This is a genomic window from Devosia sp. 1635, from assembly GCF_013185955.1.
GTDB lineage: Bacteria > Pseudomonadota > Alphaproteobacteria > Rhizobiales > Devosiaceae > Devosia.
This window is the reverse complement of record NZ_JABAOM010000001.1, coordinates 1,019,195-1,040,741: the sequence shown is the minus strand read 5'-3', so window position 1 is coordinate 1,040,741 and position 21,547 is coordinate 1,019,195. Positions and strand designations below refer to the sequence as shown.

At 59.8% G+C, this 21,547-nt stretch carries 28 protein-coding genes; 14 read left to right on the top strand and 14 right to left on the bottom strand.

Annotated elements, in window-relative coordinates; translation table 11 throughout:
* Nucleotides 1-2: 2 nt before the first annotated feature.
* The 8 genes from ureG to HRU92_RS05345 form a co-directional block, all read right to left on the bottom strand.
* Entirely contained in the window at nt 3-647 is a 645-nt protein-coding gene (ureG, locus tag HRU92_RS05380) for an urease accessory protein UreG (RefSeq protein WP_173087772.1), read from the bottom strand.
* A 23-nt stretch (nt 648-670) separates the two neighbouring features.
* Nucleotides 671-1,384, bottom strand: coding sequence for an urease accessory UreF family protein (locus HRU92_RS05375; RefSeq protein ID WP_248306961.1), 714 nt, complete (start codon nt 1,382-1,384; stop codon nt 671-673).
* On the bottom strand, nt 1,381-2,025 hold the full coding sequence (gene ureE, locus HRU92_RS05370) for an urease accessory protein UreE (protein ID WP_172123254.1): 645 nt from the start codon (nt 2,023-2,025) through the stop codon (nt 1,381-1,383). Before ureE ends, HRU92_RS05375 begins: the two co-directional genes overlap by 4 nt.
* A 39-nt stretch (nt 2,026-2,064) precedes the next feature.
* Entirely contained in the window at nt 2,065-3,783 is a 1,719-nt protein-coding gene (locus HRU92_RS05365) for an urease subunit alpha (RefSeq protein WP_127752979.1), read from the bottom strand.
* Nucleotides 3,784-3,815: 32 nt separating this feature from the next.
* Nucleotides 3,816-4,229, bottom strand: a complete 414-nt coding sequence (locus HRU92_RS05360) for an urease subunit beta (RefSeq protein ID WP_172123253.1) — start codon at nt 4,227-4,229, stop codon at nt 3,816-3,818.
* Between the two features lie 16 nt (nt 4,230-4,245).
* The gene (locus HRU92_RS05355; protein ID WP_127752977.1) at nt 4,246-4,548 is read right to left on the bottom strand and encodes an urease subunit gamma; all 303 of its coding nucleotides are present in this window, start codon (nt 4,546-4,548) and stop codon (nt 4,246-4,248) included.
* A gap of 352 nt (nt 4,549-4,900) precedes the next feature.
* Entirely contained in the window at nt 4,901-5,338 is a 438-nt protein-coding gene (locus HRU92_RS05350; protein WP_248305282.1) for a CrcB family protein, read from the bottom strand.
* A 22-nt stretch (nt 5,339-5,360) separates the two neighbouring features.
* The gene (locus HRU92_RS05345; protein WP_173087770.1) at nt 5,361-5,750 is read right to left on the bottom strand and encodes a CrcB family protein; all 390 of its coding nucleotides are present in this window, start codon (nt 5,748-5,750) and stop codon (nt 5,361-5,363) included.
* 403 nt (nt 5,751-6,153) lie between these two features.
* On the opposite strand from HRU92_RS05345, the gene HRU92_RS05340 reads away from it, so the two are divergent.
* Complete coding sequence (locus HRU92_RS05340; RefSeq protein ID WP_172123251.1) at nt 6,154-6,753, top strand: HupE/UreJ family protein; 600 nt, start codon at nt 6,154-6,156, stop codon at nt 6,751-6,753.
* A gap of 257 nt (nt 6,754-7,010) precedes the next feature.
* Nucleotides 7,011-9,830, top strand: coding sequence for a cation-translocating P-type ATPase (locus HRU92_RS05335; protein ID WP_172123250.1), 2,820 nt, complete (start codon nt 7,011-7,013; stop codon nt 9,828-9,830).
* Between the two features lie 35 nt (nt 9,831-9,865).
* Here HRU92_RS05335 and HRU92_RS05330 read toward each other — a convergent pair whose 3' ends face one another.
* Nucleotides 9,866-10,174: a hypothetical protein gene (locus HRU92_RS05330; protein WP_127752973.1), complete on the bottom strand. Its 309-nt coding sequence runs from the start codon at nt 10,172-10,174 to the stop codon at nt 9,866-9,868.
* A 386-nt stretch (nt 10,175-10,560) separates the two neighbouring features.
* Between HRU92_RS05330 and HRU92_RS05325 the strand changes: the two genes are divergently transcribed.
* The 12 genes from HRU92_RS05325 to HRU92_RS05270 all read left to right on the top strand — a co-directional run bounded on the left by HRU92_RS05325 (nt 10,561) and on the right by HRU92_RS05270 (nt 18,721).
* Entirely contained in the window at nt 10,561-10,995 is a 435-nt protein-coding gene (locus HRU92_RS05325) for an HD domain-containing protein (protein WP_248306960.1), read from the top strand.
* Between the two features lie 63 nt (nt 10,996-11,058).
* Nucleotides 11,059-11,304 carry a hypothetical protein gene (locus tag HRU92_RS05320; protein WP_173087768.1) on the top strand — a complete coding sequence of 82 codons (246 nt, stop codon included), beginning with the start codon at nt 11,059-11,061 and terminating at the stop codon, nt 11,302-11,304.
* Nucleotides 11,304-11,729, top strand: coding sequence for a thermonuclease family protein (locus tag HRU92_RS05315; RefSeq protein ID WP_173087766.1), 426 nt, complete (start codon nt 11,304-11,306; stop codon nt 11,727-11,729). The genes HRU92_RS05320 and HRU92_RS05315 overlap by 1 nt, the downstream gene beginning before the upstream one ends.
* A 297-nt stretch (nt 11,730-12,026) precedes the next feature.
* Nucleotides 12,027-12,425, top strand: coding sequence for a hypothetical protein (locus tag HRU92_RS05310; RefSeq protein WP_173087765.1), 399 nt, complete (start codon nt 12,027-12,029; stop codon nt 12,423-12,425).
* Between the two features lie 64 nt (nt 12,426-12,489).
* Complete coding sequence (locus HRU92_RS05305) at nt 12,490-12,657, top strand: hypothetical protein (RefSeq protein WP_173087763.1); 168 nt, start codon at nt 12,490-12,492, stop codon at nt 12,655-12,657.
* A 124-nt stretch (nt 12,658-12,781) separates the two neighbouring features.
* Nucleotides 12,782-13,831 (top strand): hypothetical protein, encoded by a 1,050-nt coding sequence (locus tag HRU92_RS05300; RefSeq protein WP_173087761.1) that lies wholly within the window; start codon nt 12,782-12,784, stop codon nt 13,829-13,831.
* Nucleotides 13,832-13,853: 22 nt separating this feature from the next.
* The gene (locus tag HRU92_RS05295; protein WP_173087759.1) at nt 13,854-14,543 is read left to right on the top strand and encodes an SOS response-associated peptidase; all 690 of its coding nucleotides are present in this window, start codon (nt 13,854-13,856) and stop codon (nt 14,541-14,543) included.
* Between the two features lie 505 nt (nt 14,544-15,048).
* Nucleotides 15,049-15,498: a MucR family transcriptional regulator gene (locus tag HRU92_RS05290; protein WP_349236861.1), complete on the top strand. Its 450-nt coding sequence runs from the start codon at nt 15,049-15,051 to the stop codon at nt 15,496-15,498.
* Between the two features lie 267 nt (nt 15,499-15,765).
* The gene (locus HRU92_RS05285) at nt 15,766-16,437 is read left to right on the top strand and encodes a LuxR C-terminal-related transcriptional regulator (RefSeq protein WP_173087757.1); all 672 of its coding nucleotides are present in this window, start codon (nt 15,766-15,768) and stop codon (nt 16,435-16,437) included.
* A gap of 343 nt (nt 16,438-16,780) precedes the next feature.
* Entirely contained in the window at nt 16,781-17,542 is a 762-nt protein-coding gene (locus HRU92_RS05280; RefSeq protein WP_173087755.1) for a BTAD domain-containing putative transcriptional regulator, read from the top strand.
* 24 nt (nt 17,543-17,566) lie between these two features.
* Nucleotides 17,567-18,121, top strand: coding sequence for a hypothetical protein (locus HRU92_RS05275; RefSeq protein WP_173087753.1), 555 nt, complete (start codon nt 17,567-17,569; stop codon nt 18,119-18,121).
* Between the two features lie 177 nt (nt 18,122-18,298).
* Nucleotides 18,299-18,721: a MucR family transcriptional regulator gene (locus HRU92_RS05270; RefSeq protein ID WP_173087751.1), complete on the top strand. Its 423-nt coding sequence runs from the start codon at nt 18,299-18,301 to the stop codon at nt 18,719-18,721.
* Between the two features lie 210 nt (nt 18,722-18,931).
* Here the strand turns inward: HRU92_RS05270 and HRU92_RS20480 are convergent, their stop codons facing one another.
* The 5 genes from HRU92_RS20480 to HRU92_RS05245 all read right to left on the bottom strand — a co-directional run bounded on the left by HRU92_RS20480 (nt 18,932) and on the right by HRU92_RS05245 (nt 21,319).
* Nucleotides 18,932-19,336 carry a WGxxGxxG family protein gene (locus tag HRU92_RS20480; protein ID WP_248306959.1) on the bottom strand — a complete coding sequence of 135 codons (405 nt, stop codon included), beginning with the start codon at nt 19,334-19,336 and terminating at the stop codon, nt 18,932-18,934.
* Nucleotides 19,337-19,531: 195 nt separating this feature from the next.
* Nucleotides 19,532-20,026, bottom strand: coding sequence for a hypothetical protein (locus HRU92_RS05260; RefSeq protein ID WP_173087749.1), 495 nt, complete (start codon nt 20,024-20,026; stop codon nt 19,532-19,534).
* Nucleotides 20,023-20,298 (bottom strand): hypothetical protein, encoded by a 276-nt coding sequence (locus HRU92_RS05255; RefSeq protein WP_173087747.1) that lies wholly within the window; start codon nt 20,296-20,298, stop codon nt 20,023-20,025. The genes HRU92_RS05260 and HRU92_RS05255 overlap by 4 nt, the downstream gene beginning before the upstream one ends.
* Nucleotides 20,299-20,328: 30 nt before the next feature.
* Nucleotides 20,329-20,691: a hypothetical protein gene (locus HRU92_RS05250; RefSeq protein WP_173087745.1), complete on the bottom strand. Its 363-nt coding sequence runs from the start codon at nt 20,689-20,691 to the stop codon at nt 20,329-20,331.
* Between the two features lie 19 nt (nt 20,692-20,710).
* Nucleotides 20,711-21,319 (bottom strand): lysozyme, encoded by a 609-nt coding sequence (locus tag HRU92_RS05245; RefSeq protein ID WP_173087743.1) that lies wholly within the window; start codon nt 21,317-21,319, stop codon nt 20,711-20,713.
* Nucleotides 21,320-21,547 lie beyond the last annotated feature (228 nt).

Below are 21,547 nucleotides of genomic sequence, written 5' to 3'. Positions count from 1 at the left end.
CCCTACCCCGCCGCAGCCATTGGCGTCGGTTTGACGTCGAACAGGGCCATGTCCATGATCAGGTCCATCAGCCCGTCCACGCCTTCCCCGGTCTTGCAGTTGGTAAAGACAAAGGGCTTGCTGCCCCGCATGAGCTTGGAGTCGCGGTCCATGACCTCAAGGCTCGCGCCCACATAGGGGGCGAGATCGGTCTTGTTGATCACGAGGATATCGGACTGGCACACGCCGGCGCCGTTCTTGCGCGGGATCTTGTCGCCCGCGGCCACGTCGATCACATAGATGTAGAAGTCAGCCAGCGCCGGGCTGAAAGTCAGGGTCAGGTTGTCGCCGCCCGATTCAATCAGCACGACATCGCTGTCGGGATAACGCTGCTCGAGCTCCTCGACCGCGGCGATGTTCATCGATGGGTCTTCGCGCACCGCCGTATGGGGACAGGCGCCAGTCTCGACCCCGACAATCTTCTCCTCGACGAGGATGCCGTTGAGCGTGCGCCGGACCTGCTTGGCGTCTTCCGTCGTCACCACGTCGTTGGTGATGATGAGGGGCCGCACGCCCATCTCGATGAGCCGGGGTGTGATGGTTTCGATAACCGCCGTCTTGCCCGAACCGACCGGGCCGCCAATGCCGATGCGCGTGATCTTCTTCATATCCTGCTCCTTGGTCAGCCGTTTCAGTTCATGAACAGCCGCAGATGAGTTCTGGTGTGATGGGCCACGACGACGTCGTAGACCGGGGCAAAGCTCGACATTTCTTCGAGCTCGAGCGTGTGGATGGCCCGATAGTGCCGCTCCACCGATCCCTGGGCGGCAAAGAGAATGCTCTGCGTCGTCAGATGGTCGATCCGCATCAGCCGCAGCGCAGCGTTGAGGATCATCGAGGACAGCCCGTATTGATGCAGGGTGAAGGCCTCGGCCTCGTTGACGCCCATTCCGGCAAGGCCAATGGCCTGCGCGACGGGAAAGCAGCCTGGCGTTTGCTTGCTGTTGATATCGTCGAGCCAACGCTGCAGCAGGGGCACATGCGTGATCGCCAGCGCCAATTCGGCAAATTTCTTGCCCATGCGCGAGAGCATCAATTGCTGCTCTTCGCCGACCCGGCGGATCCATAGGGCGTCATCGGCCTCGAGGAGCCTGTCATAATCTCCGGCACTCGCCGCCCGATGCGCATGCAGCAGCGCGACCCCATCGCTATGGGCTGCCTGGCGCAAGATGACCTCCAGATAGTCCTTGAGGCTTTGGGGATCGGTGACGATCTCCAGCTGCACCGCCGATTCAAGCCCCTGCGAAAACGCAAAGGCCCCGACCGGCAGCGTGGAGTCGGCAAACTGCAGCAGTCGCGCCAGCCGACCCATATCCGAGGCAAACCACTTGGCCCCCGCGTTCATAGAAGCACGCCGTGGTCATGCCGGTGACCGTGGTGATGGTTGTGATCATGGTGGTGGTCATGGTCATGCCCGTGATCTTGGTCATGGCCGTTGGCCTCTTGGTCATAATGTTTGTGCGGTGACGCGTCCGCCCCAGCGAACAGCAGACGCGCTTCGCTGGGATCGAGGCGCTCGGCCACGACCTCGCCCGGCTCGAAATGCATGGTGGCGTGGCGGAAGGCATGGGTGCGCATCACCGAGGACATCACCTTCCGATCCACCGAAACCGGCACATAGATCGTCGTGCCCTTGATCACTGCGGGCCAATGCTGGTTGCCCAGCCCGTGGCCGAGTTCGAAGCCGATGCTGAGGATCTCGGCGGCCGACATGCCTTTGAAGTCCTCCATTTCGATGACCATCACCTCGCGCATGGCAATGGTCGCCACCACGATCCGGCGCGCGACGGGGTCGTGATAGAGCACGTCCCCGTCATGCAGATGTTCTGAGCGCGGCAAGGAGATCGCCAGTTCCAGCCCACTCTCAGTGCGCTTGCGCAGCCGGCTCTTGGGCGCTTCCCATTGTTCGAGCACCAGTTGCTCGACCTCGGCACCCTCCCAGTTCCGGTCCTTGATATTGCCAAGCGTTTTCTCGATCAGGATCATCGTTCCCTCCACTTCATCCCCAAACAACCCGTCGCTGCGTCAGCTGAAGAAGTGCAGCTGCGCCAGCGGCAGGCTCGTGGCCGGCTCGACGGTCGCGTGCACGCCATCCACCGTCACCGCATAGGTTTCCGGGTTCACCTCGATCACGGGCAAAGCACTGTTTCGCACCATGTGCGCCTTGCCGATGGTTCGGGTGGCGTAGACCGGCACAACGTTGGACTTGAGGTCGTAGCGATCCACGATCCCGTCGTTGAAAGCCGCGTTGGAGGTGAAGGTGACGCGGGATTTCGGCAGCGCCGATCCTTGCCCGCCAAACATCGGCCGGTAGCTCACCGGCTGGGGCGTGGGGAGCGAGGCATTGGGATCACCCATCAGCCCCCAGGAAATGAAGCCGCCCTTGATTACCATCTTGGGCTTGGCGCCAAAGAAGGCTGGCTCCCACAGCACCAGGTCCGCCATCTTGCCCACTTCAACCGAGCCGATCACCTTGCTGACGCCCTGGGCGATGGCGGGATTGATGGTCACCTTGGCGACGAACCGCAGCACGCGCTCGTTGTCATTGTTGGAGCTGTCGCCCGAATAAGGGCCACGCCGCTGCTTCATCAGATGGGCGGTTTGGACCGTGCGCATCCAGCACTCGCCAACGCGGCCCATGGCTTGGCTGTCGCTCGAGATGATGGAGATGGCGCCAAGATCATGCAGCACGTTTTCCGCCGCGATGGTCTCGGGCCGTACCCGGCTTTCGGCGAAGGCCACATCCGTCGGGATCTTCGCACTGAGATTGTGGCAGATCATCGTCATATCAAACAGTTCCGCCTGCGAGTTGATCCCGTATGGCAGGGTCGGATTGGTGGAACTGGGCAACACATTGGGCTGCCCGGCGACGCGGATGATGTCGGGGGCGTGGCCGCCGCCGGCGCCTTCGGTGTGATAGGTGTGGATCGTGCGCCCTTCGAACGCGGCGATCGTGTTCTCGACGAACCCGCCTTCGTTGAGCGTATCGGTATGGATGCAAACCTGCACGTCCATCCGGTCGGCAACCGTCAGCGCCATCCGGATCGCGGCGGCCGTACTGCCCCAGTCCTCGTGGATCTTGAAGCCCATGGCTCCGGCCCGGATCTGCTCTTCGAGCGGTGCCGGTGACGAGCAGTTGCCCTTGCCCAAGACCCCGGCATTGACCGGCCAGGCATCAAAAGAACGCAGCATCATCTCGATGTTCCAGGTGCCGGGCGTGATGGTGGTACCATTGGTGCCATCGGTCGGCCCGACGCCACCGCCAAAGAGCGTGGTGATGCCGTTGCTCAGCGCCGCTTGCGCCTGTTGGGGCGAAATGAAGTGCACATGCGCGTCAATGCCGCCGGCGGTGAGGATCAGGTGCTCGCCTGAAATGGCGTCGCATCCTGGCCCCAGCGCCAGGCCGGGCGTGACCCCGGACATGACGGAAGGGTTGCCCGCCTTGCCGATGCCGCAGACCACGCCGTTCTTGATGCCAACATCAGCTTTGATGATGCCCTGGATGGCATCAATGATGGTCACATTGGTGATGACCAGGTCCGGTGAGCCGGCGGCGCTTGTGAGCTCGTTGTCAAAACCCATGCCGTCGCGCAAGGTCTTGCCACCGCCATATACGGCTTCCTCGCCATATACCCGCAGGTCCTTCTCGACCTCGACGTAAAGGTCGGTGTCGCCGAGACGGATTTTATCGCCAGTGGTCGGACCATAAAGGTCCGAATATTGCCGCCTTGAGATCTTCGCCATGGTGTGACCCGTTCTTGAAGTAGCTGTTCAAATTATTGGGGGGTGTTCTTGAAGCCGTAGCGCTCGACCCGCTCCATCGCGTCAGCCAGGCGGGGCCGCTGGTCGTCATAGCTCTCATCACCAACCCAGCCATTGACGAGGCCATTGAAGCCGATGACGCGCTGCTTGCCCTGAAAAGGGATCAGCACCACTTCCTTTTCGTCGCCGGGCTCGAAGCGCAGCGCGGTCGTGGCCGGGATATTGAGGCGCTTGCCGAAGGCCTGTTCGCGGTCGAACTCCAGCGCGGAGTTCACTTCGAAGAAATGGAAGTGGGACCCGACCTGGACGGGCCGGTCGCCAGTATTGCGGACCTTGAGCGTATTGGTCGGGTAGCCGGCATTGATCTCGATCTCGCCATCCGCGAGCACCAGCCCGCCAACAGGAGTATTCGTGGTCTCGGTGGCCATTGAACCACTCCTTTGCTTATTGGATCGGGTCGTGAACGGTGACGAGGCGGCTGCCATCGGTGAACACCGCTTCGACTTGGACGTAGGGGATCATGTCCACGACACCCTCCATGACGTCCCCGCGGGTGATGGCTTTGCGCGCAATTTCCATGACTTCCTCGAGCGTCTTGCCGGCGCGGGCATTGTCGAGCGCGCTGGCGGCGATCAAGGAGACGGCCTCGGGATGATTGAGCTTGAGCCCATCATCCTTTCGGCGCTGCGCGACCATGGCCATCATGTAGATCATGAGCTTGTCGGTCTCTCGCGGCGTCAGGTGCATCTCTAACCTCCGACATGGGTGAATTCTGGCGACGTCGTCTCGTCTTAGGCTGCAACAGGCTGGCTGCCACGCCCCGATAAAGAACAACGCCCATAAACAAAGGGTATGCCTCGCCATCGTGTAAGTAAATCTGCAACCCGACTGCTTCGGGTGCGATACTGAACGCGTACTGAACACAGAACAACAGCAATATAAGAAGTTCTATTTTGTCTTTGTCGCCGTTTTGTTTGGCATTGTCTCGGTTGCGATACGAGCTTCATGCATGTTCATCCGCGATGGACACGGTGACATCGCACGACTTATATTCACGTCTTTCAGTTGGAGAAGAACTACGGACCCGCAGTCGCGGGAGTCAGGTGCCGCCGTCGCTTTGCCGGCTCAGCATCTCGCCAGCCCTCAACCCAAGCAGCACCGCGACAAAGCCAATGAGAAGGCTCAACACGGCGTAGAGCAGGCCCACGGAGAGCCCGATCGTTGAGGTCGTGAGCAGCACAAAGGTCGCGTAAACAAAGCTGGAAAAGGTGGACATGCCACCCGTCAGGCCCGTTCCGACAAAAAGGTTCGCTCGCGTCCCGATCGCGCCGTGCGAATGCAGGCCGTTCACCATCCCCAGGACAAAGGACGCCACGATGTTGGCCACGAAGATGGAATAAGGAAAGCCATCGCGCCCGGTCGGCACCCAGAGCATGAGCAGTTCCCGGATGGTCGCCCCAACGGCGCCGCCCAGGAATACCAGGATGACCGTCAGGACCAGGCCGCTGTCCTGTTTGCTTTGTTCGTTGGAAGCCATCAACCCAACTCCATCTGCGGACTTAGCCAGCAAGCCGCGCCAGCTGCGCGCCGGCACCTGCCGCGAGAATGCCCAGAACCACCGAGCCCAGCAGATAGCCGACAGTCTTGCCGGGGCTGCCGGAGTGATAAAGCTTGGCGGCATCGAGCTGCATGGTGCTGAACGTGGTGTAGCCACCCAGAATGCCCGTTAGGACGCCCGCGTTCAGCAGGCTCCCATAGCGGTCATGCCACTCCACCGAGAACAGCACTGAAAGAAGACCGATCACGAAGGCACCGGTGACATTGATCAACACCGTCGACCATGGAAACCCACTTGGCCCCTGCTCCTTGACGAGCTTGCCCACAAGCCACCGGAGCACCGATCCAATACCGCCACCACCGGCTACGAAAACAAGGTCAGAAAACTGCATTGTGTCGATCCGCTGGTGATATCGGCGTGGTTCGAGCGACCGAGGCGATCCGCTGGTTCGGCAACTCGATGCGTTTGATCACTATGCTCCGGAACACGCCGCGGGATTTGACCACCGTCAAAAGTGCTCCGCACGAAACGACTATAGCTTGCGCGGAGGGTCGGGCGGCTGCGGCTGGTGTGCAGCTGGCCCTGTTTGATCGAGGTCGAGTTGGGGTGATAATAATCGAGAGCACCCCGCTTAACGCCTCCAGATCATTGGAAAGAAGTGCGGAGTATCAAGATCAACACACCAGTCGATTTTACTTGTTGTGGACGGAAAATCAAAAGAACTCCCCCACACCCTCTGAATAGAAGTTGTCCCACTTAGATTCCCGGGCGGACCAAGAACAGGAGACACGTCCATGGCATTCAAATCAGCAATCCGGGTCGCGGTGGCGGCGGTTGCCTTGCTTCCAACGGCAGCGTTTGCCCACCCCGATATCGGGGAAAGCAGCGGCATCATGCACGGCCTCGCGCACCCGGTATCCGGGCTCGACCATATTCTGGCGATGGTGATGGTGGGCGTGCTGGCCTATCAACTTGGGGGCCGGGCCTTGTGGCTGGTGCCGGTCACTTTTGTTGCGGTGATGGCGCTGGGTGGCGGTTTGGGCATCGTCGGCATCCAGGTGCCAATGGTCGAGTTGGGCATCGCCCTTTCGGTAATCGTATTGGGTGCCTGTGTCCTGATGAACATCAAGGCGCCTGTTGCCCTGGCAATGGGGCTCGTGGGCTTCTTCGCCGTCTTCCACGGCTATGCCCACGGCGCAGAAATGCCGGCGGGATCGGGCGGCCTCACCTATGCATTTGGCTTCCTTGTCGCCACCGCGCTGCTGCATGTAGCGGGAATTGGCCTCGGCTTCCTCATCGGCAAGGCTGGCGACAACTACGGCTCCGCGGTGGTCCGCTCGTCCGGCGGTCTCGCAGCAGTCGCTGGCCTCGGCATCCTGACCGGCGTCTTGTGATCGCCTGACCGCGGCCAAGGGAGTTCATTATCTAGTCGTTGCAAGGCTTCCTCTCTCCCAGGGGAAGCCTTTTGCGTTTCAGGGTATCGCGAGCAGACATCCCGGGACCCGCGGTGACTTGATGGAAGTCAAAGCCGCCGACGCCGCGACAGGCATGATGGTGGTCCAACCCGACGCCCGCTAAGCCAAACCAGAGCTCCGCCGCTGCTATGGCTCCATCCTCGGCGTTTGGCTGCCCCGAGCGAGGAGCGAGCAAGATGATCATCTCCGCCGATAAGCTGGCTCTCGACCCGGCCCTGGAGCAGCCCGACGCGGTGGTGGATGCTCTCCGAAGCGATCCCGAGCGCGGTCTTGCGCAAGGGGAGGCGCAGCGGCGACTAGAGGCGAACGGCTCCAACGAACTGCGTGCGGTTGCACCTGTACCGAACTGGCGGCGCTTCTTGAGCCAGTTCGAGGACCCGTTGATTTACCTGCTGCTCCTGGCAGCCCTGGTTTCATTTGCCGCGTGGCTGCTCCAGGGGCATGAACCTCTCCCCATCGACGCCATCGTCATCGCCGCAATCGTGCTGCTGAACGCTGTGCTCGGCTATATCCAGGAGACTCGGGCAGCGGATGCGGTGGCGGCACTTGCCAGGATGACGGCCGTTACCTCTTCGGTCATTCGCGACGGGGAACGGCGGCGGATACCCAGCGCCGAGTTGGTGCCCGGCGATCTGCTCCTGCTCGAAGAAGGCGATGCTGTGGGCGCAGACGCCCGCCTGATCCAGGCGGCTGCGCTGCGCGCTCAGGAAGCCTCCCTCACCGGTGAAAGCGCTTCGGTCGCCAAGAACACCCGCCCCCTTGAGGCGCCGGCCCCTCTCGCTGAGCAGACCTGCATGGTTTTCAAGGGCACCGCGATCACCCAAGGCAGTGCCCTTGCCGTCGTAACGGCAACCGGCATGCAGACCCAGATGGGTCTCGTGGCCGGCATGCTCCACGCCACGCCTGAAGACCAAACTCCGCTAGAGCGAGAAGTCTCGCGGCTGGGGCGCACCCTTGGTCTGGCGGCGGTCGGCATTGCCCTGGTTGTGGTCGCCACCATCATCGCCATCTCCGACGTAAACAGCCCGGACGCTCTTGTCACGATCATGCTGTTTGGTGTGTCGCTCGCCGTGGCCGCAGTCCCCGAGGGCTTGCCGGCCATCTTGACGCTGGTGTTGGCCTTGGGAGTGCAGCGGATGGCCACGCACAAGGCTGTTGTCAAGAACCTCTCCTCAGTTGAGAGCCTGGGTTCGGCAACCGTGATCTGCTCAGACAAGACTGGCACGCTGACCCAGGGTGAGATGACCATCGAACGTGTGGCCACGGCTTCGGGCGTCACCCACATTACCGGGGTCGGTTATGAGCCGCGGGGACAGGTGCTCGGGCCGGGGAACATAGCGCCCGAAAGCCAGCTAAGGGCGGAGCAGATTGTGGTGATCGGCGGCGGCAGCCTTGTCAACAATGCCGCGCTCCGGCAGATCGATCAAGACCGCTGGGAGGTCGAAGGCGACCCCACCGAGGCAGCTTTCCTCGTGGCGGAAAGGAAGTTCGGCATCCACGAGCGCCGGCGACGGCGGTTTCGTCGCATCCGAGAGATCCCGTTCACCTCCGAGCGTAAGATGATGTCCACGATCGCCAGTGATCGCGAGTGGGGGGATCAACCGGTTCTCGTCACCAAGGGTGCGCCTGATGTGCTGATGGCGCGCTGCACGCAGATCCGCGTCGGTATGGACACATTTCCGTTTGAGGCAATGCGACGTCGGCGAGCCCAAGCCGATATCGAAAGGATGTCAGCCGACGCGCTCCGCACTCTCGCCGTGGCCTACAAGCCACTGGAGCGCAGCGAGCAACAGGAGGACCTCGAGGCGCTTGAACACGACCTGATCTATGTCGGCAGCGTGGGCATGATCGATCCGCCGCGCGAGGAAGCTGCTGCCGCCGTGGCCGAGGCCCACGGTGCTGGCATCCGGATCGTTATGATCACCGGCGATCATCCGAGCACGGCCCTGCGCATCGCCTCCCAGCTCGGCATCGTTGATGCCGACGCTCCCGTTCTGACTGGGGGCGAGCTTGACGGCATGGATGACGCTGCGCTGACTGCCGCCGTACGCAACACGTCGGTGTTCGCGCGCGTGGCCCCCATCCACAAGCTCAAGATCGTCGACGCCCTGCAGGCGGATGGCGAAGTGGTGGCGATGACGGGTGATGGGGTCAACGACGCCCCTGCCCTAAAATCCGCTGATATCGGCATTGCCATGGGCATCGCCGGCACCGAGGTGACCAAGGAGGCCGCTGAAATGATCCTGGCGGATGACAACTTCGCTACCATTGTGCGGGCCGTGCGCGAAGGCCGGGCAATCTTCGAGAACATCCGCAAGTTCCTGCGCTATATGCTATCCTCCAATATCGGCGAAGTGCTCACCGTGTTCCTGGGCGTAGTCGGCGCGAGCTTTATCGGGCTCGATGCTGCAGGCGAAGGTCTGGTGCTGCCGCTCCTCGCCACCCAGGTCCTGTGGATCAACCTGGTTACCGATTCGGGCCCAGCGCTGGCCATGGGGCTCGATCCCGAAACGGACGACGTCATGGCTCGTCCGCCACGCTCCCCAACCCAGCCCGTAATCGACCGGAGCATGTGGGCGGGCGTGCTTTATAGTGGCGTCATCATGGCCCTGGCGAGCCTGTTCGCCATCGACTTCTACTTACCCGGCGGCTTTGTTGAAGGAACCGCCTCCCTTGAGGAGGCACGCACCGCCGGGTTCACCGCCCTGGTACTGGCGCAACTCTTCAATTGCTTTAACACCCGTTCAGATACCGCCAGCGCATTCCATCACCTGTTTCTCAACCACTGGTTATGGGCTGCAGTGGCATTGTCGCTGCTGTTGCAGGTGGCGGTGATCCACGTACCGGCGCTGAACTACGCCTTCGGCACCGTCCCCCTGACCTTCGAGCAATGGCTCTTCTGCACGCTTATGGGCAGCATGGTCCTCTGGCTCGGGGAAGTGCGAAAATGGGTCAGCGCTCAGTTTGGGCAGACTGGAGATTCTCGTTTGCAGTAGATCTCACCGCAAGGCTGCAGAGGAGTGACCAGTTCTCAGCGCATCTCAGCCAAAGCGGCGCTGATGTCCCGCTCCAGCAGGTCCAGTTCGTTCAGCGCGATATCGATCCCTCGAGCCAGATCGTCGGACTTGGTCGGGACGAGCGCAGTAGCCTCAGCCAGAGAAGTCCGTTCCGACCGGATCGCGTCAAGGGTCCGCGTGGCAGCAGCGATCTGGTCAGCATCATGGGTGCCCACCTGCCGACTCTCGCTGCCAGCGCCTACGAAGTGAACGGCATCGGCGGACCATGTCCCTATGGACTGCCGCACAAGTTCAAACTGCATCTTGAGATCGTCTTCAGTCATCGCCACTCCGTGGGTTGCTCCCCCTGAACGGCTGCAGCCCGGATGAGTTCACCAGGTGCTTTGATGATGCTGTCAGTTCCTGCTGACGCATCGCCCGCGAGGACAACGCAAGGCTACTCCCATGTCCTGCAGGCGAGCGGTGGTCGCCAAACGCTAGAGGGAGCCTGCGAGAAGGGGAATGGTGGGCGATGACGGACTGCACTTGTGCAGCCATTTCAACACGTTAGAACGTTTTAGCACCCCTAAAAGGACCTATGTGGCCCATTGAAACTTAAGGGGTTTTTCGCAAAGTTTCTAACTTTTGAGCGCCCTTGCCGCCCCATCATGTGCCGAGATACCGTGCGAGGGTCAGTGGTGGATTCCACAGCCAATCCGTCGACATTCTCATGATCGGAAAGACTATGCTTGAACGTGCCATAGCGGTTGCCACGGAGGCTCATGCCGGGCAGCTCGACAAGGCCGGCCAGCCTTACATCCTCCACCCCATTCGGTTAATGCTCAGCATGACCACTGACACCGAGCGGGTGGTTGCCCTTCTCCATGATGTTGCCGAGGACTGCGACGACTGGGATGTAGATCGGATAAGATCTGAGTTTGGGGACGATGTCGGCGCTGCCGTTGACGCTTTGACGAAGCGAGCCGGTGAAGACTACGACACCTATCTCGGACGCGTGGAGGGAAACCCTGTTGCCGTGAAGGTTAAGCTCGCCGATCTAGGCGACAATAGCGACACGTCCCGGCTGGAGCATACAACCGACCAAGACAAGGAGCGCCTGCGGAAATACCAGCTCGCGATCTCGAGGTTGATGAAGGCCCACTAAGCAAATGCGAGAAGGATGCGGTTTGGGGTGTTTCGCCGTGCCCGACCGCTATAGCGTAAGCCCATGAGCCTCAACATCACCATAGACCTAAACGAACCCAACCGCCTGCTCGACTGCCAGGTGCGCGTGATCTCCGTAGAGGAGCACCACCTCGGTATTCTAGAGCTGGACACGGACCAGGGTTTTCTCCCGATCTCGGTCAACCGGAGCGCAGCGGCCACGCTGATCGCAGCACTGGCCGAGTTCATGGCGGCCACAGAGGTGGACGAAGAAATCCCGATCGCCAACGACGATGACCCGGTGGACTGATGAAGCGCTCCTCGACACTATTCGGTGCGGCGCTGCTGCTGGCCGCCTTGCCCGCCTACGCCCAGCCGCAGCTGCAGATGTGCGGAAACCAGCGAAACACCCCTACCAAGACATGCCTGGTGGACGGCGACACCCTATGGCTCCAAGGCGAGAACATCCGGCTCAAGGACTTCGATACGCCCGAGCCCCAGAGCAGCATCTGCGGCGGTCAGCGCGAAGTCGCCCTGGCGCATCAGGCAAGCGCCCGCATGCTTGAGCTTCTCAACAATAACGAATGGACCATCGAGCGCTTCGGCCTCGACAGCACCCGCAGCAAGCGCCGGCTCGCCACGATCAGGATAGGCGACCGGGATGTTGGGGACATCCTGATTGAGGAACGTCTAGCCCGACAATGGCCTGATGGAGAAGAATGGTGGTGCGACTGATGGCGCGAGTGCCGAGCATATCGAGGATCAGAGCAGGTCGGGCCACTTCCTAAGCGAACTTGATCGCAACTCGTGAACTCAGCAAAGGCGAAGGCAAATGACTTGGCAGAGGCTTAGCGCCTGAGAGGCCATCCTTCTTCACCTGTTCGCGTCAATACCTCGTCGTTCCGTGCCCACCTGGCGCCATAGGAACGCTTTACCTACCCATCTTTACCGTCTTCGTTCTTTGTCTCTAACAGCGGTACCGCATATGCGATTTAGTACGCTGGTGAAACGTAGGCGGAGGGGTGCGGCAGTATGAGCAGAGTGCATATGTTCTTAAGGGTGGCCGCATCTGCCGCCCTGTTGACTACTGTGGCTTTGGCCCAGGAGTCACCATTCGTCCGTCCGAATAGCGTCAGCACCGATGAGCTTATTTTCACAAGTGTCGGGTTCTGGATCAACGCCCAACGTATTTGCGGTATTGATTACGACCCAGAAGGCCTAAACGCCCAGATCCAACTGTCCGCGCAACTTGTCGACATGTCAGTACCATCCCTCATGCAGCGGGCTCAGGAATTCGCTGACTACGCTGCTCCACACGTAACCAACGCCACTTGCAGAGAGGCTACCAAACAGGCCAAGCGCATGGGGATTTTGGCCGGTTACAAGCCGCCGAAGCTTCAAACGCCCGCTCCTGGCTCGTTGTCTGAATAGCGGTGCGGCATCAATGAGCGCGTGAATAACCCCACTAGGCTGAGCGCAAGAAATGGAGCTTCACTTGAGAGACCCAAGCATACCGAAGCGCAAGCCCGATCTGCTGGACGAGGTGGAGAAGCTTGTTGGCCCGGCCGTCGTGGCCGAGCTCGAGGACCAGGCGTGGTCGCGTCACTTCCTCGATGAGCTTGACCGAATAGCCGATAAGATTGCAAACCAGCCGAAGGTCTAGACTTCGAGCACTAGGTCAATCACCATCCGAATTCGGGACGTTCCTGACAAAACTGAGTTGTCCCCACCCTTTCGACGTTTTGACCGCTGGATTTTGCTTTAGTTTTCCTTGTATTGGAGAGATCATGTGCGCAACGATCATCTCCTTTAAGCCTGGTGTACACCGAGATCAGGCCCTTGCCGACCTGCAGCGGGTCCAGGACCTATTACAACGCTCCGGTCTGAACTTGGACACCGAGATCGGCCGCACCGAGGATGGTGATCCCTGGGTCACATTCTGCGACCCTGAGACAAACGACGTGATCGTAAACGTCGTGCTCGAAGAAGGGAACGTGGTCGCTCAAGGGCCGGCGTTCATTAGTCGGGTAAAACTACAGGAGATCGAGGCAGCACTGCGCGGCTTGCTACGGTTGATGAAGATTGACCCCGGTATAAGCGACATCAGCCGCTTGATCCTGCCGATATTCTTCGCGCTGACCGCGCTGCACCTGTCTGATGCCGACGCCAGTGGTTACTGGCCGGAGCTCGGCGTCATGAACATACTCCATACGCCGGCAGTTTCCCTGATCACCGCTGCTGCGCTTATCGAGCGCGTCGTTGAGGCGGCCAGCGTTGTTCTGCAGGACACCTTAGGCATCGGCCCGGAGGAGCAACCAGCCGCGGAGCCACAGGTGCTCGAATTGTCCTCGGGCAACCTGACCGAAGCAGAGTTGGCGCAGATGCTTGCGGCAGATCAGGACCCTATGTTCATGCCGGCTGATGACTTGTTAGTCCAAGTTGAGGACGCAACGGTGGTAACGGCCGAGATACCACCTCTGCTGGAATGGGAACGGGCCCACATCATACTCTTCTCGCCGGTCGACCCCTCGCCTGCCCTGGTTTCCTCCATCCTCTTGCGAGACGTACGCCCATTGAAACTCCCTGAGCCTATCAGTTTGGACATCGAGGGCCTGATAATAATTGACGAACTGTCACCAGAGGAGAGGACGGCGGTCATCGATCAGTTTTACGCGGAGGCCACGTCGAAGGTATATCTTGAAACCCGGACCCAGTGGGTCGTTTATGCTGAAGGAGTCGACGAGAGCTACTTGTTCAACCGGGAGGATGGCTCACAGTTAGTTCTAGTGGGGTTGACGCCTCAGGTCGCTGCCTCAGCGGATATGTTGTCCCCCTAAGAAGGCGCTCGGTGACGTACTGATGTGTGGCCGCTTCACCAACGAGATGACATGGGCAGATCTCCACGCCCTCTACAAGCTCAGCGACGAGCTTTACCCCGTGGCGCGCTCCAATATGCAGCCGCGCTATAACATCGCCCCCACGCAGGTCGTGCAATTCGTTCATCTGGACAAAGCCAAGAACCGCGAGCTCAACAAAGGTCGTTGGTGGCTGGTGCCGTTCTGGGCCCAGGAAGTGCCCAAGGCCACGATGTTCAATGCCCGCATAGAGACCATCGACACTTCCCCAGCCTTTCGCGAGCCCTTCAAGAACCGCCGCTGTCTGATCCCGGCGGATGCCTACATTGAGTGGACGAAGAACGTCGACGACGGGGGCAAGGACCCTTGGCTCCTCTACTTGCCGGAGCATCGCGGCTTTAGCTTTGCCGGCCTTTGGGCGCACAATGACAACCTGGGCGTTACTAGCTGCACCATCATCACAGCACCGGCTGTTGAGCACATAGCCCACATCCATGGCCGGATGCCGGTGATCTTGGAAGAGAACGCCTACGACGCCTGGCTAACGGGCGATGCTCAAGGCGACGATGCGAAAGCACTGCTGCTCGACAATCAGCTGGATAGCGAGCTGCAGTTCCACCGGATCGGACGTGCTGTGAACAACAGCCGGTATGAGGGTAGCGACGTAAAGAAGCCGGTAGTCAATCCGTTGTAGCTACCCGCCGCCGGCATAACTTAAGCCGGTAAATTCACCAGCAATGACCCCATTGGCGCGTCGGACCAGATGCCCGCGCTTTGCTTCCCTGGCGCGGTCGTCTTCTCGCAATCGCGCGTAGTCGCTGCGGTTTTCCGCAGAATGGATGGTCGTCCCCGTTGTTCGCGGGCGTGACAACACCCGCAAGAGGATGGCGCAGGCGTCAAAGAAATGAGCGTAGTTTCTGTTCGATTGGCTAGTTTCTATCGCTCACTACCAACACATTTCCACGGTGTACCCAATTTTATTCTGTATTGATTCCATCCGGCACTTTTCTTTCCGAATTCATTACAAGGAACTCATAGACACACCCCCGAGTTCCTCTGGGATGCATCCTCATCAGTCCTTCTCGGGTTGAATACTTCGACTTCTAAGCGCCGCACAGGGGTTTCGAGTGGCTGCAGAATAGACTTGCGGATAGTGCGGTGCCCCCTTCGTTGCGGACCGCAATTCACCGGAGGCTCTGGTGGCTGAAGAACGTAGAACCGGGCCTGACTTGCTTGGCCTAACAGGCGAGATTGTTGCTGCCTATGTGCAGCACAATTCGATTAGCACCACGTCACTTCCGCAGCTGATCCAGGAGGTGCATCAGACACTGAGCGGACTGGAAACTGGAGCGACCCCGCAGGCTCGACCTCCGCCTGAGCATCTGACTCCGGCGGTTCCGATCAAAAAATCTTACACCGCCGATTCTGTTACCTGCCTGGAATGTGGACGGAAGTTCACGTCGCTCAAACGGCATATACGCGAAGCTCACGGCTTAGGGCCGGAGGAATATCTATCGAAATGGAACTTGCCGCGCAATTACCCGATGGTGGCCCCAGCCTACGGGCAGCTACGCTCCGAGTTGGCAAAAACCGGCGGATTCGGCCGACGGCTGGTGAGTCAAAACAGTAGCCGCAAATCAAACCGATAAGGTTGCGGGCTCGGCGGAAGAGTTGGCACTTACACATGATGAACATGCCGGACGGGCCCTGCACGCGCCTGGTCATTGTAGACTCCGGCTAGTGACCGCAGGCGATGCAGAACAGCGCCGAACTTTAGCGTGTCCGATCTCTTCACCACGCCTCGTCACGGTAGTGTGAATGGAGTAGTGCCTGCGCGTACCAAAAGGTACGAATAATCCTACTATTAAGCTTGGTATAATTGCGTCAAATTACTTATGGCCAACGTAGGGGACGCTATGGAGATCAAGCAATTTGTGGAGGAGATGTTTTCGAACCGCTACATTCCGCTAGTGCACGTGGTGAACTCCGACCCGCTTTTGTCTGATCAGATCTCTGCAGTACTATTGATCACCGAACTGCGCGTGGAGATGTTCGAAACTGCCGCAGAATTCGTGATGAATGTGTCCAGCAATCTGCCTGATGCAGTAATTATGAACATGCAGTTGGACGACAGAGATGGCATCCTCCTTCTTGACTGGTTCTTAGGCGTACAATCCGCAGCGAAGATCCCTGTGATTATGGTGGGCGATAATCCTGACGCGGTTAAGGTGGTTCAAGCTTTTAAGATGGGTGCGGCAGACGTTCTGACCACTCCAATTAGCGCATCAATGCTGCTGCACGGCCTGCGAGAACTCATAATGTTGCCGCGGACCCCGGCCGTGCCGCTGCGGAGCCCGACACTGGTCCCGAGTCTTGACGATTTCCCCGCATTGAAGGGCTTAACGCCGAGAGAGCTTGAGGTCCTAAGGCTGATTGCCGAGGCGTTGACCACCAAGGAGATCGGGCGAAAGCTACTGATCTCGCCGCGCACCGTCGAAGTTTATCGTGGACGGATATTAGAGAAGCTGCAGGCCCGCAACGCTGTGGATCTGATGCGGATCATCGTCAACCGGAAGCTCCCGGAATAGCAGGATGTGGTGGCCGAACCACCTTAGTATCACGTGAGTGCCGCGGCCCTGCCCTGCAGCACCGGCAGCGATACCAAAATACCAGCTCACTGCCATTTTTCCGGCTAGGCTTCCGTGCTCGCCTACGTCGCTCGGCCATCCGGGGACCGGCGAACTGGCTATTCCGAGGAGAGGCGCAACGCGGCTTAGATCGGACGGGCTAGCAGAACCTCATTGTTCCAATCCAGGTGATCGACAGGGGTAAACGGCTCTGGTTTGTTCAGGTGAGCCTAGGGCGAATCGTGCCTATCAGCCGCTTGGCTTACATGCTGCATGAGCAGCGTAAGCCGGACCTTAGGGGAACATGATGTCCGTGCTAAGCGATCCGACCCCACCAATATCCGTCTTTGTCTTCGGCAATTACCATGTCCAATCGTCCGGCAGGTTGACCGCTCCCCCGCTCCACTTGCTGCGAGTGCTGATTTTTGTGTTGCTGGAGGGGCAAGGCAAGCCTGTATTGAGGCGGCATATCCGCGACCTGATCTGGTCCGACAGCGGCTCCGAGCAGGCCAACGCCGACATTCGCCAAACTATGGGTCGCATCCGCAAGTTCCAGCAAGATCACAACTTTGAGTTGCTCTCGGCTGACCCCCAAACGGTCTGGCTCAACCCCGACCAGGACATCTATATCGATCTGGCTGAGTTCATAGGTCTCGCCGCAAGCCCCAGCCCAAAGGCCTGCGTGCGGATGTGCGAAATCTACAGGGGTGACCTGCTGGGTTCGTCTGGCTCGGCGGGAAATGGGTTCGAGGACTGGCTTGCATTCCAGCGCACCGCCTTGCTCCGTCAATTTAACAGCGCGATGTCACAGGCCCTGGAGTTCGGGACCGAACTGACCCCGCAGGAACGCTATCTTTGTGCGTCCCGTTTGCTGCAGCTGGATCCCTGTCATGAAGGCGCCCACCGGGCTCTGATGTCCGACGCGGCTGCGAAGGGGCAGTTCTCGCTCGTTAAGCAGCTCTTCAACGCTTGCAGCAAGCAGCTGCACGAGGAATTGGGAGTTGGACCCGACGACCACACCATCCGGCTTTATCAAGAACTGACCGGCAGGAGCCCGACCAGCTAGCGGCAGCTTCAGGAGGCAATCACGATGGACGACACTGGTATCGTGATCATCGTGGGGTGCATCGAAGACCTCTTGTCGATCTTCAGATCAGCAACCGGCCTTTCGCCCCAGACCGGGGAGCGGGCTAAGCACGCGTTGGATCGCATTCAGGACACCCTGGAGCCCATAGTTCAAGGTTATGTTTCGGCGCTAGCAAAGGCTGAGCGCGATGCGATCCAGGGAGTGGACGTTTCGTTACTTGTTGCCGACATGACGTTTGCGAGGACGCAATTTTCGGTCGGCGCGGATGAAATTGATGCGCAGATCGCGGTAGCGAGTAAGTCAGGGCTACCAGCCAACGTGATGTCGTACTTCGAGTCCCTGAAATCTGTATTTCAGCCCGACGCCACACTCACTCAGCGCACCACTATGTTCTCAAGCTTCCTCGAGGCGATGAGCGTTCTCGAAGGCAGTAATTCCTTCCCTGATGCGGAGTTTGCTGCCCGTACTCTTCGTGAAGCCATGCAAGGGAACTGGAGAGAGCAAATCAAGCGGTATCACGCCCTTCTCGCGGTGATCGAGACTGAGAAGTTTGGCTGAAGCCTCGTCGGCGCCGAGAGTGCGGACCAAGCCCTTGGCTGTCCCCAATCGGTGGCGTGGAAGGCAGGGGCGTGCAGGCCTCAACATGTGGCGTACGACATAAAAGCCGCAGCATATTTAGCTTGCGCAGCTGGTGGTGATGGCTTCATTACGCCGCCAAATCACCGGGAGAATTTAGTGTCTGATCAGAATAATGGACCGAGCCTAGTCGGTCTGACGAGCGAGATTGTTGCAGCGTATGTAGCGCATAATTCCCTTGGTATGACGCATCTGCCTTCGCTAATCCAGCAAGTGCACCAAAGCCTGATTGTACTGGCAAAAGGTGTGGCCGACGAGGCTCCGCCTGAGGTCCAGACACCGGCCGTCCCCATCAAGAAGTCCTACACGGCGGACGCAATTACGTGCCTGGATTGTGGGAATAAGTTCAAATCCCTGAAACGCCACATCAACAGTGATCACGACCTGACGCCGGATCAATACCGAGCCAAGTGGAAGTTGCCCAACGACTACCCAATGGTGTCTCCAGCTTACAGCCAGAGAAGATCTGAACTGGCCAAGACGCATGGATTGGGTCGGCTGGCCGGGGAAAAGAGGGCTTAAATAAGCGTACTTCTCCGTTCCAAGCGTGACCGCCAAGGACACCCGCAGGCCGTCCATTTGGCTCCCGCGCCAAAGCCCATCAACCTTTATCCGGAGCGCGCTTTGAAGCACCGCCACTCAGGGGCTGCTGCGCGTGGTGGCGACTGTAGGAAAGCAAAAGCCGCGCAGCTTGCTTCAGCTACGCGGCGAGTCCGGAATGGTGCTGAGAGGCTAGTTGCTTGTGGTCGTACGCGTGTTCGTAGTGTCATGACGACGCCCGCGTAGGCCGAGAAGACCAGCAAGTCCAAGCAGGCCCAGCCAGCCCATGTCAAAGCCATCGTCATCATTTTCGTCGACTTCCACCACAGCAGGCGCGGTAGGCGATGGCGTGGCCTGAGCGAAGGCAGCTACGGTGCTGGCGGAAAGCAAAGCGACGGTAAGAACAACTGCGAGGGGGCGAGTTTTGATCATGTTTAGCTCCAAGGTTAGCTGGACCTCGTTGGCCAGGAGCAATTCAAACTCACGGCTCTGTGAATCGTTGCTTGCCTCATGTGCATGTCCCTGACGTGCTTTGTTGCGGAACTCCGAACGCCCGGCGCCGTTGACGCCGTGCAGATTAGAGCCTGCACGTTCCAAGGACTCCTTTGGCGAGGGCCCCAGCTCTGGGAAGGGCTGGGGTCGTCCTTACACCCCGTCCCCATTGAACCACCACATCCCACCGATGCCATGGCCCTGCCCCGTCGCAGGGTAAGCATTTCCAAAATACCACGAGCCGTCCGCGGATCTTGCTAGGCTACCATTGGCAGGGCTCGGCGCATGTCGGGCAGTACATCACTGCGCAGACGCCGCGCTGATAACCTCCACATCCTCTGTCTCGAGCAGAAGCGTCTTGGTGATCTGGCTGGTTTGCTCGGTCATGGTGAAGGTCAGCCGCAGGCGGTATCTGCCGATCGGCCAGTCGCAATCATCGAGCCCCGCCAGCGTTGAAACCTCGGTACTCACGCTCACCGGAATGCCAGCGGGATAGAGCACCGTCGCCCCGCCTCCACTGCACAGCACATTGCCATTGTCGGCGTTGCGTGAGGAAACGGCCACGCGCACCAGCATGTCATGTGTTGGCGTGCCGACGAAGTGGATGCGCGGCTCAGCGGGATAGACAGCCTCGCGTGCGGCGAAGCCCTCAATCATCAGCCATTCGCTGGGGGCTTGCTGCTGAATGGAGGCGAAACGGCTTGCAGCTTGGAGGTCGCGAATAAAGTCGGCCGTGAAGATAACAGCGCCGGCAAGAGCAACACCGCAGACGGCGGAAATGATGGTGCGCCTCATTTTCCGATCAGGCCCCTCACCCACTCTTCGATGCCCGCTCGAAACGTCAGGTAGAAAGCCAACGCCCCACCAAAGAAGAGGATAACCTGCTTGGCGCTGGCTCCCCACCTTCCCAGGGTCTTCCAGGCCATCATGAATTTCGCCCATTCCTTAAGCACCTCGGCTTCGTCGCGGGTGAACACAACGACATCATCGGGTTTCTCCTCACGAAGGGCGTCGGCCAGATGCTGCATTACGCGGCGCTCGGCATCGGACATTGGTTCTTTGGTCACTGATCGAAGCCCTTCGTAGGGTGAGCATGGCTACCTACCGCGGACCATGTCGATGATGGTGCGCGAGCGCGGCACCGGAGCAGCCTTGGCAATAGCCTCTACCTTGGCTGCAGCCACGCTCTCCTTGGGCAGCATGATCTGCTGCGCGTCGGCGGTGACCACCTGCGGGCGGACAGTGGAGTGCCAAGACTTCCACTGGCTCCAGAGATAGAGGGCAATGGTTGCCACCGCCCCGAGCGACACGTTCTGCCAGCCACCGGCGAAGATCTGATTGATGGCCTCCTTCCCCTCGGGCGGAAGCGACAGGTAGAGGAACGCCAGGGTGCCACCGAGGCCGCCCAGTTCCTGAGCCCGGCGCCAGAGCCAGCCCAGAACGATGTTGTTGCCGATCATGATGATGCGCTCCTTGCGCTTAGAACCGAGCGAAAAGGCCGACGATGGCCAGAAGGGCCAGAACGGCGATGACCCACAGCCAGGCTGGAAACTTGCCGCCCTCCGGTGGGTCGGGAAGGTCAATGACCGGCACATTAGGCGGGACGGGATGGTGGGGAATGTCGTCGTTGGGCACGGTGGACACTGGCGCGCGCCAGAGTGCCGCCTCGGCAGCACGGCGCTTGGTAAGCCCCGCCATCACAGCGCCGTCGTTCTTGTTCCACCGGGCAAGCTCGGATGGCACAGCGGCATAGTCGCCGGCATTGAGCTTGCGCAGCAGCGTCGAGTTCTTGAAGGCCTCTGACCCGATGTTGAAGACAAAGCTCGCCAGAGCGCCGAATTGGTTATCATTCAGCGGCACCTTGACCAGCCGGGCTACCGCGTTCTCGGCGTGGGTGAGATCAATCACCAGACGCCGTTCGGATTCCGCTTCAGTGATCGTGTCGCCCTTGCGAACGCCGGCCGTCGAGCCGTAGCCAATGGTCCATGGATCGCCATTGCGCGAGCCCGGGTCGGGGTAGGCATTGAGGCGCAGCCCCTCTGACGCTTTGATGTGCGCGAGAGTTGCCGCGTTGACTTTACGCGTCATGGTTCACCTGTGATGTTGGGGGCAAAGAAAAGCCCGCCGAAGCGGGTTGGGATAGGCTATACTGGTGTGGCCTCGGGACCGCACTCCTTGGGGCGGGCGCTTGCCGTTGCCGAGGGGAAATGGCAAGCGCCGCACCCAATCGCTTATGTAAGGTCGCGTTCACTAATGTGTGGCAAGGTTCAGGTGCGTGGCATGTACTGATTACGCGCGAACCTGGTACAAACCTTG